At 36.8% G+C, this 16,423-nt stretch carries 10 protein-coding genes and 2 tRNA genes; 4 read left to right on the plus strand and 8 right to left on the minus strand.

Translation table 11 applies throughout. The features are described from left to right. Positions 1-906: 906 nt before the first annotated feature. From fabI to fabA, 3 genes are read right to left on the minus strand one after another with little or no spacing between them, the layout of a single operon-like run. Positions 907-1,725, minus strand: coding sequence for an enoyl-ACP reductase FabI (fabI, locus tag ACFIKJ_RS01095; protein ID WP_273787460.1), 819 nt, complete (start codon positions 1,723-1,725; stop codon positions 907-909). A 48-nt stretch (positions 1,726-1,773) separates the two neighbouring features. Continuing rightward, entirely contained in the window at positions 1,774-2,994 is a 1,221-nt protein-coding gene (gene fabB, locus ACFIKJ_RS01100; protein ID WP_375619287.1) for a beta-ketoacyl-ACP synthase I, read from the minus strand. Between the two features lie 57 nt (positions 2,995-3,051). After that, positions 3,052-3,561, minus strand: a complete 510-nt coding sequence (fabA, locus tag ACFIKJ_RS01105) for a 3-hydroxyacyl-[acyl-carrier-protein] dehydratase FabA (protein ID WP_375625418.1) — start codon at positions 3,559-3,561, stop codon at positions 3,052-3,054. A 231-nt stretch (positions 3,562-3,792) separates the two neighbouring features. On the opposite strand from fabA, the gene irrA reads away from it, so the two are divergent. After that, positions 3,793-4,305 carry an iron response transcriptional regulator IrrA gene (irrA, locus tag ACFIKJ_RS01110; RefSeq protein ID WP_375626267.1) on the plus strand — a complete coding sequence of 171 codons (513 nt, stop codon included), beginning with the start codon at positions 3,793-3,795 and terminating at the stop codon, positions 4,303-4,305. Positions 4,306-4,351: 46 nt separating this feature from the next. On the opposite strand, the gene ACFIKJ_RS01115 is transcribed toward irrA, so the two are convergent. The 4 genes from ACFIKJ_RS01115 to ACFIKJ_RS01130 all read right to left on the minus strand — a co-directional run bounded on the left by ACFIKJ_RS01115 (position 4,352) and on the right by ACFIKJ_RS01130 (position 9,383). Further along, positions 4,352-4,912, minus strand: coding sequence for an SH3 domain-containing protein (locus ACFIKJ_RS01115; RefSeq protein WP_375626269.1), 561 nt, complete (start codon positions 4,910-4,912; stop codon positions 4,352-4,354). Positions 4,913-6,531: 1,619 nt separating this feature from the next. Further along, positions 6,532-6,765: a 30S ribosomal protein S21 gene (gene rpsU / locus ACFIKJ_RS01120; protein ID WP_012754552.1), complete on the minus strand. Its 234-nt coding sequence runs from the start codon at positions 6,763-6,765 to the stop codon at positions 6,532-6,534. Positions 6,766-6,952: 187 nt separating this feature from the next. Beyond that, complete coding sequence (locus tag ACFIKJ_RS01125; RefSeq protein WP_375670154.1) at positions 6,953-8,626, minus strand: formate--tetrahydrofolate ligase; 1,674 nt, start codon at positions 8,624-8,626, stop codon at positions 6,953-6,955. Positions 8,627-9,306: 680 nt separating this feature from the next. After that, a tRNA-Arg gene (locus ACFIKJ_RS01130) sits at positions 9,307-9,383 on the minus strand. Between the two features lie 367 nt (positions 9,384-9,750). On the opposite strand from ACFIKJ_RS01130, the gene ACFIKJ_RS01135 reads away from it, so the two are divergent. The 3 genes from ACFIKJ_RS01135 (at position 9,751) to pgi (ending at position 15,878) form a co-directional block, all read left to right on the plus strand. Further along, positions 9,751-10,890, plus strand: coding sequence for an efflux RND transporter periplasmic adaptor subunit (locus ACFIKJ_RS01135; RefSeq protein WP_273787455.1), 1,140 nt, complete (start codon positions 9,751-9,753; stop codon positions 10,888-10,890). After that, positions 10,887-14,024, plus strand: coding sequence for an efflux RND transporter permease subunit (locus tag ACFIKJ_RS01140; protein ID WP_375670155.1), 3,138 nt, complete (start codon positions 10,887-10,889; stop codon positions 14,022-14,024). The genes ACFIKJ_RS01135 and ACFIKJ_RS01140 overlap by 4 nt, the downstream gene beginning before the upstream one ends. Positions 14,025-14,213: 189 nt before the next feature. Further along, positions 14,214-15,878, plus strand: a complete 1,665-nt coding sequence (gene pgi, locus ACFIKJ_RS01145) for a glucose-6-phosphate isomerase (protein ID WP_375651630.1) — start codon at positions 14,214-14,216, stop codon at positions 15,876-15,878. A 316-nt stretch (positions 15,879-16,194) separates the two neighbouring features. On the opposite strand, the gene ACFIKJ_RS01150 is transcribed toward pgi, so the two are convergent. Next, positions 16,195-16,284: transfer RNA gene (locus ACFIKJ_RS01150), tRNA-Ser, on the minus strand. Positions 16,285-16,423 lie beyond the last annotated feature (139 nt).

The following is a 16,423-nucleotide window of genomic DNA, read 5'->3' on the forward strand; positions in this document are numbered from 1 at the left end:
TTAAACTGAAAAAATAATGTGATTATAAAGATAAAAAATTGATTTATATGAATAATTCATTTTATTTTTGTATTGAATTAATTAAAAATATGTGTTTGCTTGTCACAAGCGGGTTAGTATGTGGATAAAAATTATTAAAAATACTTCTAATGAATCATCTCAAGCATCAAGGGGTGTTTCAACATTAGAACATGGCAAGTAAAATGATGGTGTCGGTTTGTCATTTTTATAAACATTAAAATGGTGGAGCAAAAAGGATTTATGTACTTCACGGGGATTTTTATACGTTCTACAGATACCATTGTGAAATGGAATTGCGTGTATTGAGAGATATCTTTTAAAAAAATGCATGAAGGAGCAACAGCCGTAGTGTTTTTGGGCGTTCTATTTTACCTGATATATCAGAGAAATGCTTTCATTAAAGAACGAGAAAATAAAGGTGTGAGGTAAAGCGTAACCTCCCTTATTTAAAAAAATATTGTGTGGGTGCTTTTAAAATTGTAAAGCCTCATTAAAGAATAATAGTCAGATTAATGATTGATTTCTTTACGCCTTCATATTCTTCCTAAATTAGATTGCCTTTGCGTTTCAAGAATAAATAAAACGGTAGGCAATATTTTTTTCAATCTGGTATACAAAAGCTGAAGCTAAGGATTTTAATAATCCCCTAATCTCTGTTTCACACTGCGAGGGCTGGGGATTGATTTATAAGCAACAGCAAAAGCGTATGCTTTAGTAAGGTAAATAACGTCATAAAATACAAAATTTATCAACCATGGATTGAAGAAATATTCCGGATTTTTATGAAACACTTTGCAAAACAAGGTATCTGGTTTTGTATTAGACTTATTCTTATAAAGACCTGCACACGTGCCTTACGTCATATTTTTCTAAGTGCGATGATTTTTATCCTTCCTGAGTATCATCACTTTTTTTCAGCTCTTCAAGTATTGGCATAGACATGATGTTATAGCCTGAATCAACATAATGGATTTCACCTGTAACACCTGATGATAAGTCAGAGAGTAGATAAAGAGCAGATTTTCCAATTTCATGAATATTTACGGTACGACGTAATGGGGCATTACGGCGTTGATGTGAAAATATTGCACGTGCAGCTGCAATACCATTACCTGCTAAAGTTCTAACAGGACCAGCGGAAATCGCATTGACACGGATATTTTGAGGACCAAAGTCCGCTGCTAAATAACGTACCATAGCTTCTAGAGCTGCTTTAGCAACACCCATGATGTTATAATTAGGCACAACTTGCTGTGAAGCACCGTAGGTAAGAGTTAAAAGTGTTCCTCCATTGGGCATAAGCCTACCCGCGCGCTGGGCAATTTCAGTAAAGGAATAAGCTGAAATAACCATCGTGCGTTGGAAGTTTTCACGTGTTGTAACATCAACATAACGTCCTTTTAGCTGAGTTTTATCTGAAAAACCAATGGCATGGACAATAAAATCAATAGTTTTCCATTCTTTTTCAAGTTGCTCAAAGACGTAGTCAATATTTTCAATTTTTTCAACATCACACTCTAGCACTAATTTGCAGCCAAGTTTATCAGCTAGAGGCTGAACACGTTTTCCAAAAGCATTCCCTTGATAAGTCAATGCTAATTCAGCTCCTGCTTGTGCGAGCTGACAGGCAATGCCCCAAGCAATTGAATGGTCATTCGCAATCCCCATAATAAGGCCACGTTTGCCCTCCATCAAACCTTTCATATTATTCTCCGTAAGACCGTACTTTTTTCAATTACTAAGAACGTGTGTTTATTCATAGCGTTGGAAAACAAGCGTTGCATTGGTACCGCCAAAGCCAAAAGTATTTGACAATACGGTATTCAGTTGTTGATGATCACGTCGTTTACGAACGATTGGCATATCAGCAAAAGCTGGATCAAGTTCTTCAATATGGGCACTTTCACAAATAAAATTATGCTGCATCATTAACAGTGTGTAGATTGCTTCTTGAACACCAGCTGCACCCAAGGAATGACCAGTCAGAGATTTTGTGGCAGAAATTGGCGGGCATTGATCACCTGCTCCGAAGATACGGCGGATCGCTTCTATTTCAGGAGGATCACCAACAGGTGTTGCTGTTGCATGGGGATTGATATAATCAATCTTATTTTTGACGGTCGCAAGTGCCATGCGCATGCACCGTTCTGCTCCCTCACCCGACGGAGAGACCATATCGTATCCATCGGATGTAGCGCCATAACCAACAATTTCTCCATAGATTTTTGCACCACGCGCTTTAGCGACTTCTAGTTCTTCAAGAACCAAAACGCCAGCGCCACCAGCAATAACAAATCCATCACGATTAGCGTCATAAGCACGCGAAGCTTTTTCTGGTACATCATTATATTTGCTGGACATAGCACCCATAGCATCGAATAAAACAGATAATGTCCAATCCAGATCTTCGCAACCACCAGCAAAAATGCGATCTTGTTTTCCATATTGGATTGTTTCATAAGCATTGCCGATACAATGATTGGATGTAGCACATGCGGAAGAGATTGAATAGTTTACGCCCTTAATTTTAAAAAAAGTTGCAAGTGTTGCGGATGCCGTGGAACTCATCACTTTAGGCACAACAAAAGGACCGATGCGTTTTGGACCTTTTTGGCGTGTAATATCAGCAGCCTCAACGATTGACTGAGTTGAAGCACCTCCAGAACCCATAATAATACCCGTGTGTTCATTCGATACTTCATGCGGTTCTAGACCCGCATCAGCAATTGCCTGATCCATGGCGATGTGATTCCATGCTGTTCCACGCCCATGAAAACGTAGAGCACGTCGATCTACGAGTTCTTCTATATTAATATCAGGTTTGCCGTAAACTCTGCTACGAAAGCCTAATTCGGCATATTGAGGTGCGTAAGAAATTCCGGATTTTGCTTCACGTAAACTGGTTAAAACAGCTTCAGGTCCATTTCCAATCGCGGAGACAATTCCCATTCCAGTTACAACAACTCGACGCATTCATACCTCCTCGTTCCATACAGAATAGTGAAAAGTTCTTTCTGACGGAAATAACGTTCAATCTTCTTTGAATAAAGCAACGCGTAAATCACTCGCCTTATAAATAGTCTCTCCATCTGCTTTTAGCCACCCATCAGCTATTCCTAAGACTAAATTTCCACGCCGAATACGCTTAAAATCTATTTCATATTCAAGAATTTTGGTTTGTGGAGTTACCATCCCTGATAACTTTACTTCACCTGTTGATATCGCTCTTCCTTTTCCTGGTTCGCCTAGCCAACCAAGAAAAAATCCTGTCAATTGCCACATACCATCCAGTCCGAGACATCCTGGCATGACGGGATCGCCTATAAAGTGACAATTAAAGAACCACAGGTCTGGTGTAATGTCAAATTCGGCGCGAACCATTCCTTTATCGTATTTACCATCAGTTTCACTAATTTGAGTGATTCGATGAATCATTAACATTGGCGGTGCTGGCAATTGCGCATTACCTTTACCAAACATTTCGCCGCGAGCGCAGCTTAGAAGCTCTTCATAAGTGTAGCGAGACTTTTGTTCAGCCATTGTTACTCCATTTATTTGCATATATTTTTATTTCTGCGCTTTTCCCAACCTACTTTTAGAGCAAATTTTAAAGAGAGGGAAATGATTTTATATCATTTTTAATGACAAAAGGCCTTTTTTATGTATTCTACACAGGTAATTATTTAAAAATGGAATACAAGATTACACCATACTATTCCCATTTTTTTGTATTTTGATCTTATTTAGCAGGAATATATTTGGGTTTGTAATATGTCAGTGAGTGCAGACGATTTAGATATGAATGAAGAGCAACAGTTCACAAAAGAGTGTGGAAAAATTGTGCAATATTATTCCATTTCTATGTTAGAAAAACGTTTGCGTCAGAATGGTTTGCGTCCAACACGTCAGCGGTTGGAACTTGCGCATATGATTTTTTCTCAAGGAAATCGTCATATTACTGCTGAAGAGCTCTATGAGGAAGCAGTGAGGGCAGGTGTACCTGTATCTTTAGCAACGGTTTATAATACGCTTCATCAATTTACGGAAGCGGGATTATTACGGATTATTGCCGTAGAAGGCTCAAAAACTTGGTTTGATACCAATACCTCTGATCACTACCATTTTTATATAGAAGGTGAAAATCGTATTCTTGATATTCCTTACAATTTGGAAGAAGCTCCCATTATTAGAAATTTGCCTAAGCCACCAGAAGGTATGGAAATTTCACATGTTGATTTGATCGTGCGATTGAAACCAAAAAATCAATCTTGTGATAGGCAGTGAGGATATTCAATGAGGAATAAAAATTAAATTTAATGAGTTTGTGCATTTACCAACCTTTTACTTTTTCATCAGGATAGATTCCCCATAACTGGGGTTGCTGAAGCCATCCGCGCATATTATTAATGTTTAGTTCGCACCATTGTCCATCACATTGGCGGATATTGCCAATGACATTAGGTTCTACTTCTGCCACAAGCTCTGCGTTGTCGGTGGGGTTTTTTCGGAGCATCAGCCTTTTTGTTTTATCTTTTTGCCATGGAATAGTTATAGCAGTTCGCTTTCCCGATAAAAGCGATTGATACACCCACCCCTCATCGCCTTCTGCATCACGAATTTTGCGCCATTGATCATATTCTTGAATGATTTCAATAGGCAAGCCCTTCTTTTTGTAGGTAAAAATGATAGAATAGTTGCTTCCTGGTCCGACGCGCACATTAACGCTGGTGGGTTTAATCGAAGCAAATCGCGGAAGTGGTAAACCACTGGGCCCTAAATTTTGATTAAATGTTTGTGCGTGCAACAAATGAGGTGAACCCAATACAATGACTGTTGTTATTAAGATACATGATGCGAGCATTGAAACGCGAAACCAACGAGAATTTTGCACACTGAACTCCTTTATTTCGTCATATATTGGAAATTTAAAATCTGAAATATAAGACTAAAATTATGACATATCGCTCGTTAAAGAGATCTAAACAATGAAAAAATTGTTACGAGAATAGCAAAATAAGGAAAACAAAAGTTTGTATTTTTTAGTGCTTATCTTGTTTATAAGGGGATAAATATAAATAAAAACTGGATTTTTATGCAGCTGTACGCGTGATAAAACAGTAAAGTATACTGGGTCCATAGCAATTTTTGTACAGGAAATTAGGGCTAAAGTATTGCATCTCTTTTCTGAGTTTGTTTCTCGAAGTAAAAGTACATATATGCATATTATACAAAGAGCTGTTCAGTAAAGGGGTTATCATGTGGCTTGAAAAGAAGTTTTGAATGGACAAAATAATACGATGAATAAAACAGTTAAGCTTAAAAATATGAGAAAAATTATGAAGTAGATTGATATATGAAGGGCTGATTTTAACAGGACAGTTTTTCGTGATAATCCATTTTATAAAATTTGCTATACTATAATTTCATGCCATGATAATGCTTATCGGTATGGTAGATAAGCTCGATCCATTATACCTTTAGGAGCTCTCAATGTTACGTAGTTCTTATTATTTATGGCGTTCATAAGAAGCATTTTTATTTTTTTCTTAAATAGCTTTTATTCTATTTGCATACTAACCCTGCTTATGATGTACAAGAAATAATCTTGATTGATTCAATATAAGAAGGTGTTGAGAAAATAAGAAGGTGTTGAGAAACTTCACGTTATTCAGAATTATTACTTAATATGAAAAACGATTACTTATAACGATAAATAAACGCGTTAAAAACTTTAACTCGTTATTTGAGTTGTAAATATATTTCCATTAAAAATGGTAATAAAAGGCACATTCATCCATATTAAAATACAGTGTTTTCTCTGTTTATTGTTAATTTTCTTTTTCTATAACTCAGTATAGAAGAAAGTTGAATGAAATAGAGGGGCTTATTCGATACACTTATGGGGGTCATTACATAAGTGATGAATAGAAGAAATTTATCAAGAAAAAAGAATCTGTAGTGCAGTGGTTGAAATTCGTCATCGTTTAGAGAGACAGAGTCAAGGGATATAAAAAGTTATGGAATTATATCGTTTTGTTACATAACTGAAGGGAAAGAGGATTATGCATTTGATATCATATTTGTATACACAATCGCATATTGCGATAGTTACTTTTGTTTTGCAATCTGATCTAGCATCTTCGAAAGATGTAGAATATTTAATGACAAAAAAAGAAAATCATCATGAAATTTATACATAAGAAACAGTTACTTAAGAGATATCCGGAAGGAGAAAAATTATAGCGAAAAGTGATAATAAAACACCCTACACTCAATTCACATAAGAACAAGTCGCTTAAATATCTAAAGCGTAATTTGTTATCTGTTTTTTGAAATATAAGAATGAAAAAACCACCCCTATGACAGAAACCTTATTATTTTCAGATAACTAACATATTAGATAACATTGTACACAAAAAACCATACACAAGCAATTTATTGCAACCGCCTATGAAGATAAAATTTTCTGGAAGCTTATTATCTACTGCTTACGCAATTGCATAAAGTATATTACTTTACCGCAACAGTTCGTCCGTTACTAACAAAACCTTCTCTTTGCGCACGCTTACGAGCAAGCTTACGTGTACGACGAATAGCTTCAGCTTTTTCACGAGCACGCTTCTCAGATGGCTTCTCATAATAACTACGCATTTTCATTTCACGGAAGATACCTTCACGCTGCATCTTTTTTTTCAACGCACGGAGCGCTTGGTCAACATTATTATCACGAACGAGTACTTGCACTATCTATCCTGCTTTTTTCAGTGTCATAAATGATAGGAAAAACCTACGTCCTTTTAAAGGCATATCCAAAAGGACAAGCACCTATATCATATAAATAAGACATTTGTCTATATCGCTTTTTAAAATTCTATTCTTTTTGCAATAAAACACTTTTTATAATGAATGATAAAATTTTACGGTTATAAATTTATGAAAGTCCTTGTATTTGATCATTTTCGTCAAGATGAATTTTTTCAGCCGTGGGATAATGGGGTAGTCCCGGCATGGTCATAACATCTCCACAAATGACAACAATAAAGCCGGCTCCTGCGGAGAGACGAACTTCACGTACGGGAATTTCAAAATCAACAGGAGCACCATATTGCTTGGGATCAGAAGAAAAAGAATAAGGTGTTTTTGCCATACAAATAGGGTAGGCACCAAAACCTTCTTTTTCCCAAGATTCAAGTTGTTTGAGAATAGGGGCTGGGATGATGGCGCCACGCCCACCGTATAGCTTTGTTATAATACAATTAATTTTTTGAACGAGTGGAATATTATCTTGATATAAAACTTTAAAATGAGAATGTTTTTCTTCAATCAAGGTAACGAGTTCTTGTGCAAGTTCTATAGCGCCTTTTCCACCTTGTTCCCAATGCTTACAGATAATAGCTTTGTGTCCAGTTGTTGCAACTATTTTTTGTAATGTTTTTATTTCAGCATCGCTATCGCTGTCAAAATGATTGATAGCCACAACACAAGGAATACCGTAGTGCTCCATATTCTTTATATGTCGTAAAAGATTGGCTGTTCCTTTTTCTAAAGCGGTGATATTTTCTTCTGTCAGGTTATTTTTATCCACACCACCATTCATTTTTAATGCACGAATAGTTGCGACGATCACTGTAGCATTTGGTACAATACCTGCTTGCCTACATTTGATATTGAAGAACTTTTCTGCTCCAAGATCTGCTCCAAACCCTGCTTCTGTGACAACATAATCAGCAAGTTTTAAAGCAGTTTTTGTTGCTATAACTGAATTGCAACCATGAGCAATGTTGGCAAAAGGTCCTCCATGAACGAGAACAGGGTTATTTTCAATTGTCTGTACGAGATTGGGTTGTATAGCATCCTTGAGAAGAACTGCCATTGCACCTTCTGCATTGAGATCAGAAACGGTGATGGGCGTTTTATCATAACGATAAGCAACAATAATTTTTTTGAGTCTTTGTGTAAGGTTTTCTAAATTTTCAGAGAGACAAAGAAGTGCCATAATTTCTGACGCAACAGTAATATCAAAACCTGTTTGGCGTGGAAAACCATTTGTTATGCCCCCCAATGAAATAACAATATCGCGCAATGCGCGGTCATTCATATCAAGAACGCGTTTCCAAACAATGCGACGTGGATCAATGTTTAGAGTATTTCCCCAATAAAGATGATTATCTATTATTGCGGCAAGAAGATTATGAGCAGCTGTAATAGCATGAAAATCACCGGTAAAATGTAAATTAAGGTCATCCATTGGAACGACTTGCGCATAACCACCACCAGCAGCACCACCTTTTACACCAAAACAGGGACCTAAAGACGGTTCTCTCAAGGTAGCTATTGTTTTTTTACCAATAAGATTAAGAGCATCACTTAGTCCAACTGTTGTTGTTGTTTTGCCTTCTCCGGCAGGTGTGGGGTTGATAGCTGTGACGAGGATAAGTTTACCATCTGGATTTTTATCAAGCGATTTTATGTATTCAGAAGAAATTTTAGCTTTATCATGGCCATAGGGAATGAGATTTTCATGTGAGATACCAATTTTTTGTGCAATTTCAATAATATGCTGCTTTTTAGCAGTGCGAGCAATTTCAATATCTGTTTTAGGCATGGAAAAATTCTTTAAACTTATCTTTTATTAATGTTCGAGATCTGTACCCCATGGATTAATTAGAAGAATTCATAGAGAACAGAAAGTGTTAGGATATCATAGAAGTCGATGACATGCTATGCAAGAGATAATGCTAAAGAAGCACGAGAAGAGTTTCATTGTTTTTTAGGAAAAAGAGTTTCTTTGCTTTTAAGCAGTAAAGATATGTTTAATTCAATTAAAAATATCTCGAAAAGAAGCTTTGGTTTGCAACAAAATGTCTAATGATATTAATGGATACCATAAGTGTTTTATGGCGGCACATCTGAAGTCCCTATTAAGATGGGATTGCTAAGAATAAAATATCCAGAAACATCTAGTTATGGAAAAATTAGAAATAAGCACGCAAAAAATTATCTAACTGATTAAAGAGTATAATCCGGAAGAGACTAAAAACAAGCGCATAGATCGAAAAAAGAAAACAACACACGCTGCTTATGCAATCGTTATGATTATTAGCTAATAAAAGCACCTTGGAGCTGAATTGAAGGACTCATAACATCTTATTCTAGCAAAATGGCTAAAGAAACGACTCACAACAGAATAAAGTAACAAAATACAAAAAACAAAGATAGGCAAAAATAAATCACAAAATAAAGGATTTAAAGAGCCTGAATTTATAAGAAGATACTATTGATAGATGGCGCACCCGAAGAGATTCGAACTCCTGACCCCCAGATTCGTAGTCTGGTGCTCTATCCAGCTGAGCTACGGGTGCATACATTTCAGTTTTTTACATTATCTACGACAAAGGGTTCCTAATCGTTTCATTAAAGAAATGCAAGTGAAACTTGGGGCGTCATAAAAAAAATCTCTCTTTTTTATGAGATATTTTAAAAAAGGATATAATATATTATGGTTTCAGTTGGTTTTGATATAATCATTTTTTGTTGTGACCGTACAAAGCAATATGAACGATAGTTAACTTGACGTTTTAATCTATGAAAGATAGTCAAGCAAAGATGAGATGTGTTTTTTGCGGTGGGGGGTAAGATATATACACCCGCTGTTTGGTTTTTGTGTAAAACGCCGATATTACTGTTGAAAACTATTTCAGATGAACATGACACAGCAAGGGTGGATGTATGGCGTTATTAAAAAAGAGCTTTCCGTTGGTATTTTTAATCGTCGTTTTAACGGTTACTTATTGGGCTGGAAAAAAGAGTGCAGAACAACCCATTTCTATGGTAGATAAAACAAGAGTATCGTATAAAGCTTCAAAGGAAAAAATGGGAAGACCACCGGCGAATGTTGTTGTTGATCTTGTAAAAGTTCAAGATTTTTATGAACAACTTAACGTTCTTGGGAGTGGAAAAGCTCTTGCAGAAGTCGATCTTACCCCTTTATCCTCAGGTGTTATTGATAAGCTTTTTGTATCTGCTGGTACAAAAGTACAAGTCGATGATGTGATTGCAAAGCTTGATTCTAAAAAAGAGGAAATAGCGGCTGCAAAAGCAAAAGTACAACGTGATAATAATGCATTAACGCTTTCGCGCATTCTTAAATTACGCGCCAGCAATACAGCAACGGAAGTCCAAGAAATTACAGCACGTTTAGAGTTGGATAACGCAAATTTAGTTTTGCGTAATGCTGAATTAGATCTCGATCGGCGAACAATTCGTGCACCGATTCCTGGAGTTGTTGGTATTTTGCCCGTTGATGTGGGGAATAACGTGACCCTTAATACCGTAATAGGGCGTATTGAGAATAGAGAACGTATTTTGGTCGATATATGGGCCCCTGAACGATATGTGTCGCGCATCCATAAAGGAGATGAGGTAACGGCAACATTAACTGCGCAGCCAGATAAATCGTTTGTTGGTCATATTTATGCGATTGATAATATTGTTGATCCAGAAAGTCGCACGCTTCATGCTCAGGTTGAAATCAATAATGAAAAAGATACGCTCATGTCTGGTATGTCCTTTTCTGTTGTATTGCAATTTCATGGTGGTTCTTTTCCTGTCGTTAATCCTCTTGCGGTTCAATGGAATAGTAAAGGGTCATTCGTTTGGCGTGTGAGAGAAGGAAAAGTAGAGTCTATTCCCGTATCAATTATTCAGCATAAAGCGGATCAGGTTTTCGTGAAAGCTCCCCTAGAAAAGGGTGATCAAGTTGTCATTCAAGGGGTGCAAATGCTTTATCCAGGAAGTAAAGTAACTATTGATGACCCAAAGTCCCATCAACAGCAATTATCAGCGGTTTATGGAACGGATATACAATGAGCCAAGAATTAAGCACAAAACAGCCTATGTCAAAGGTGGAGCAAGGTGGTCTCATTGCCTTATTTATTCGCAGACCGGTTTTTACTTTTGTTTTAAATGCTATGATCATCATTGCAGGATTTGCAGCATGGTTGAATGTTGATGTAAGAGAATTACCCGATGTTGATACTCCAGTAACAACGATTGTGACGATGTTTTCTGGTGCATCAGCAGAAACCATTGATCGTGAAGTAACAAAAATTATAGAAGATGCTGTTTCTCGTGTTTCAGGTGTTAAGACAATTTCTTCAACATCTTCTTTTGGACGCTCTCGTGTGCAAATTAATTTTAATGTCGGTGTTGATTTGAATGTAGCGGCATCTGATATTCGTGATGCTCTGTCTCGTATTGCTTATTCTTTACCAAAAAATGCAGATACCCCTCTGATCATTAAAGCAGATTCGAATGCTGCTGCTATGATGTATTTGGTTGTGACGTCACCAACAATGAGCATTGATGATTTAACAACGATTGTAAATGATCAGATTGTTGATGCAATTTCTGCTGTTGATGGTGTTGGTGATGTACAGGTTGATAGTGCTCGCACAAAGATTTTTCAGATTGATATAGATCAAGCAAGACTTGCAAGTTATGGATTAACTGTAGCAGATATTTCACGTGTTCTTGCTGATATGACAACGGATGTGCCAGTAGGATCATTACGCAATTCTAAGCAAACTTTAGTTGTCCGTGCCACTGCACGTCTAACAACACCAGAATCTTTTGAACAAGTTGTTTTAAAGCCTCATGTGCATCTTGGTGATGTTGCGCATGTTACTTTATCGCCGGATATAGAAACGGTTATTCTTCGTGTCAATGGAAAGACGGGTATTGGATTAGGTATCGTGCGGAAAGCACAATCCAACACGCTTAATATTTCTCAAGGTGTAAGAGCCGTTGTTGATAATCTCAAAAGTATTGTTCCTTCTTCTGTACATATAGACGTTATTAATGACGATGCAATTTTTATTAAAAGTGCTCTTCATGAGGTTGAGGTTGCGTTGGTCATTGCTATTTTGAGCGTTATTTTAGTCATTTTTCTTTTTCTCAGAGATATTCGTGTAACACTGATACCTGCTTTATCTCTTCCTGTTGCCTTAATTGGTACCATTGCAGCTATTTATCTTGTGGGATTTTCATTGAATATTCTCACATTTTTAGGACTTGTTTTAGCAACAGGGCTTGTTGTGGATGATGCCATTGTTGTTCTGGAAAATATTGTTCGATGGCGCAATATGGGGTTAGGTTCCAGAGCTGCAGCGGTGTTAGGAACACGTGAAGTTTTTTTTGCTGTTGTCGCAACAACATTGACTTTAGTGGCTGTATTTGTTCCTATTTCCTTTCTTCCTGGGCAAGTTGGAGGGCTTTTTAGAGAATTCGGTTTTGTCTTGGCAATTTCTATTTTGCTTTCTTCAATTGTTGCTTTAACGCTTTGTCCCATGTTGGCTTCACGTTTTCTCAAAGAACATGTTGAGGAGAAAGAGGAAAAGTCCCATCATTATTTTACTTTTTTATATAAATTAGGTACTTTTTTTCATAAGGCATATACTTACAGTTTGCATAAGTGTTTAGAAAAACCTTGGGCTGTTGTTTTTGCTTCACTTATTTTTGGGGGTCTTTGTGTTGGAGGCTATATGAAGCTGAAACAGGAATTAACGCCAGCAGAAGACAGAGCTTTTATCTTTTTGGTTATTAATGGACCACAAGGTATTTCAACACAATATTTGAACGAACAGGTAGAGCAAATTGAAGCAAGTCTACAGCCATTACGTGATGCAGGGGAGATTGCTAACAGTTACTCTATTGCGGGTATTGGTGGTTCACCCAATACTGCTTTTTTGCTTTTATTGCTTTCATCTTGGGATGAACGTTTACGTAGTCAGCAAGAAATTGTGAAAGATGTTAATGCAAAGGTTAGACAGTTTCCCGCAGTTTTTGTGTTTGCTGCGGAGGGAAATTCTCTAGGTGTGAGAGGAACTGGGCAAGGATTACAATTTGCAATTCTTGGCAACGATTATGCAACACTACAACCCATTGCTGATAAGCTGGTGAGTGCTTTACAAGATGATCCGCGTTTTATTCGACCACGTCTTACTGTTGATGCAACACAACCGCAATTTTTTATTGAAATCAATCGAAAAAAAGCCTCCGATTTAGGGATTGATATCACCAATTTGGGCGATACATTACAAGCAATGTTGGATGGTAAAAAGATTGGTTCCATTAACGTGGATGATCATTCTTACGATGTTAAATTGATATCGCGTAAAAATTCTATGAAGAGTCCTAGTGATTTAGAAAATATTTTCTTAAAGACTAAAGACAATCGATATGTTCCTTTATCGGTTATTGCGCATTTACATGAAAAAGCTATCGCTCCCCAATTAAAACGGGAAAAACGCATGAGCGCTGTTATTTTAAGCGCAAATCTTGCTCCAGGTATCGCTTTAGGGGAAGCTTATCAAACTGTACAGAAAATTGCTTCTCCTTTGTTATCAAAAGGAATCTACGTGGTTCCCTTAGGAGAAGCTGAAACGCTTAATGAAACATCTTCCAATTTTATGATTGTTTTTGGCATTGCTTTTTTGATTATTTTATTGATTTTGGCTGCTCAGTTTGAAAGTTTTATTTCAGGATTCATTATCATGGCTACGGTCCCATTAGGGATTGGTTGTGCTGTAATTGCTATGCTATTAAGTGGTGTGAGTCTTAATATTTACAGCCAAATTGGACTAATTTTGTTAATTGGCGTTATGGCAAAAAATGGTATTCTCATTGTTGAATTTGCGGATCAATTACGAGATCAGGGAAGAAGCGTGCGTGAAGCCGTAGAAGAAGCAGCAAATATTCGACTTCGTCCAGTTTGTATGACAATGATTTGTGCCATTTTAGGAGGTATTCCTTTGGTTTTAGCCAAAGGTGCTGGCGCAGAGGCTCGTATAGCTTTAGGTTGGGTTATCGTTGGTGGCTTAGGTTTAGCAACTATTTTTACGCTTTATGTCACACCGGTTGTTTATCTTTTTTTAGGGCGGTTTATAAGACCGAAAGCAGAGGAAGATTTACGCTTAATAAAAGAACTCAATCAAGTTAAATGATGTATCTGATAGAAAAGATTTGAAAGTTTATTCTTGTAAAAATATCATTTTCGGATCTTATCCTTTTATTTTGTATATTCCTTCATTTTCATGTGAGCAGTGAAAATAGCGAGCAATAAAGGAGACGCTTTCTGCTTTGTTATGGTTTGGGCATAGATTTCATTATCAATAACCGTATAGGATAAGCTTATGGGAGATAGCTTTTCGATTCGAAATGAAAAGGCTTTTGAGGCCACATTAAAAGCTTTAAGAAACCATGCAGCAAAGGATGGGGTCTATGATATTCGTCGACATTTTATAGAAGATGAACAGCGTTTTTCCCATTTTTCCCTCAGACTCGATGATCTTCTTTTCGATTTTTCAAAATGTGGTGTGACATTTAAAACATTGCAACTTCTAGATGATTTAGCTGTCGCAGCAGATGTGTTAGGCCGGCGTGACGCAATGTTTTCTGGTAAGGCTATTAATACAACTGAAAAACGCTCAGTTCTTCATATTGCGTTACGTTTACCTGCGGATGAAATTTTCATGTTGGATGGTCATAATCTTATTCGCGATATTCAAGACGTCCTTGAAGATATGGAAAGATTTTCTGAAAAGGTGCGTGATGGCAGCTATAAGGGAAACAGTGGCGAGAGAATAAGTGATATTGTCAATATTGGTATTGGAGGTTCTGATCTTGGTCCTGCAATGGTCACATATGCTTTAAAACCTTATCATGATGGTCCACAGTGTCATTTTGTTTCTAATGCTGACAGTGCCCATATTTCTGATACTCTCTCTATTTTGAATCCAGCAACAACGCTGTTTGTCATTGCTTCTAAAACTTTTACAACGGCTGAAACAATGGTAAATGCTCAAGTTGCACGTCAGTGGATTTGTTCACATTTAGGAGAAGAAGCCATTGGTACGCATTTTATTGCTGTTTCAAGTGCGCTTGATAAAGTAGCAGAATTTGGCATAGATTCCACAAGAGTTTTTAAATTTTGGAATTGGGTGGGAGGACGTTATTCAATTTGGTCGGCCATTGGACTTGTTGTTATGTTTGCAATAGGTGGTGGAAATTTTCGCCAATTTCTCAATGGTGCATTGCAAATGGACCAACATTTTAAAACAATGCCTTTGCATAAAAATATTCCTATTCGTTTTGCTCTTTTAGGATTCTGGCATCGTGTTATTTGTGGTTATTCATCACGTTCTATCATTCCTTATGCACAGCGTTTAATACATTTTCCAGCTTATTTACAACAGCTTGATATGGAATCAAATGGTAAGCAAGTCTCGCTGGATGGAAAACCATTAAGTTTTTCAAGTGGTCCGATTGTTTGGGGGGATTCAGGAACAAATAGTCAACATGCTTTTTTTCAGCTTCTGCATCAAGGAACAGATATTATTCCTGTAGAATTTATTTTATTTATAAAAGGGCATGAGCAAAATTTACATTCTATGTATGAGATGTTGCTAGCAAACGGTTTAGCACAATCAAAAGCATTGATGAAGGGGCGTAGTATTGAAGATGCTCGGCATATCTTGATAAAAAATGGAGTTGATGAGGGTGAAGCAGATCATTTAGCACTTCATAGGAGTTTTAAAGGAAACCGTCCCAGCATTACGCTAGTTCAAGATTTATTAACACCTTTTGCACTCGGTCGTCTTATTGCGCTTTATGAACATCGTACTTTTGTTGAAGGGATTTTAATGAATATTAATTCATTTGATCAATGGGGTGTTGAACTTGGTAAAGAATTAGCAAACGAGTTACTACCAATTCTTCGTGGCGAAAGTAAAGCGGATAATCGTGATAGTTCAACATTAGGGTTGCTAGCACATATTCAAGCAAGACGTGCAAAATAAATATGATTTTACAGTAGTTTTTGTACTAACTAAGCAAAAGTAGAATGAGAGAGAAATATGAGATAATTCTGCAATTTTACTATGCATTCTCTTAATTATCTGAACTATATTTATGTAAAATAAAACAAAAAAGTGAAAAAATTGTAAAAATGAGAATTTATTCGCACAAACGATAAAGAGCTTTGAAAAGTCTTGAAGACCTTTTGAAAAATGGATTGGTACAAAACCTGCTGATAAACTACACTAGGTAAAAACATACAGAATTCACCGGCAAGCTACGATTAAAGACATTTTAATAATGTCGCTTTATAAACTTTGGCGGAGAGAGAGGGATTTGAACCCCCGATAGAGTTGCCCCTATGCCGCATTTCGAGTGCGGTGCTTTCAACCACTCAGCCATCTCTCCATAATAAAGTGAAATAAAAATTGGCACTATTTGAGTATATAAGGGGTAGATAACCTTCAATTGTTTTTGGTACAACCTTTTTTTCTTTTTTATGGGACTTTATTGACAGAGAATAGAAATTCCTTCATATATACGGAAC

This window comes from Bartonella sp. PS7NMGDW, from assembly GCF_042193585.1.
Classification (GTDB): Bacteria; Pseudomonadota; Alphaproteobacteria; order Rhizobiales; family Rhizobiaceae; genus Bartonella; species Bartonella grahamii.

Bases quoted from the DNA above. Each gene is read 5' to 3' on its own strand.
- fabA (WP_375625418.1), bottom strand. From the start codon at position 3,561: ATGGCTGAACAAAAGTCTCGCTACACTTATGAAGAGCTTCTAAGCTGC.
- pgi (WP_375651630.1), top strand. From the start codon at position 14,214: ATGGGAGATAGCTTTTCGATTCGAAATGAAAAGGCTTTTGAGGCCACA.
- ACFIKJ_RS01135 (WP_273787455.1), top strand. From the start codon at position 9,751: ATGGCGTTATTAAAAAAGAGCTTTCCGTTGGTATTTTTAATCGTCGTT.
- fabB (WP_375619287.1), bottom strand. From the start codon at position 2,994: ATGCGTCGAGTTGTTGTAACTGGAATGGGAATTGTCTCCGCGATTGGA.
- ACFIKJ_RS01125 (WP_375670154.1), bottom strand. From the start codon at position 8,626: ATGCCTAAAACAGATATTGAAATTGCTCGCACTGCTAAAAAGCAGCAT.
- irrA (WP_375626267.1), top strand. From the start codon at position 3,793: ATGTCAGTGAGTGCAGACGATTTAGATATGAATGAAGAGCAACAGTTC.
- fabI (WP_273787460.1), bottom strand. From the start codon at position 1,725: ATGAAAGGTTTGATGGAGGGCAAACGTGGCCTTATTATGGGGATTGCG.
- ACFIKJ_RS01140 (WP_375670155.1), top strand. From the start codon at position 10,887: ATGAGCCAAGAATTAAGCACAAAACAGCCTATGTCAAAGGTGGAGCAA.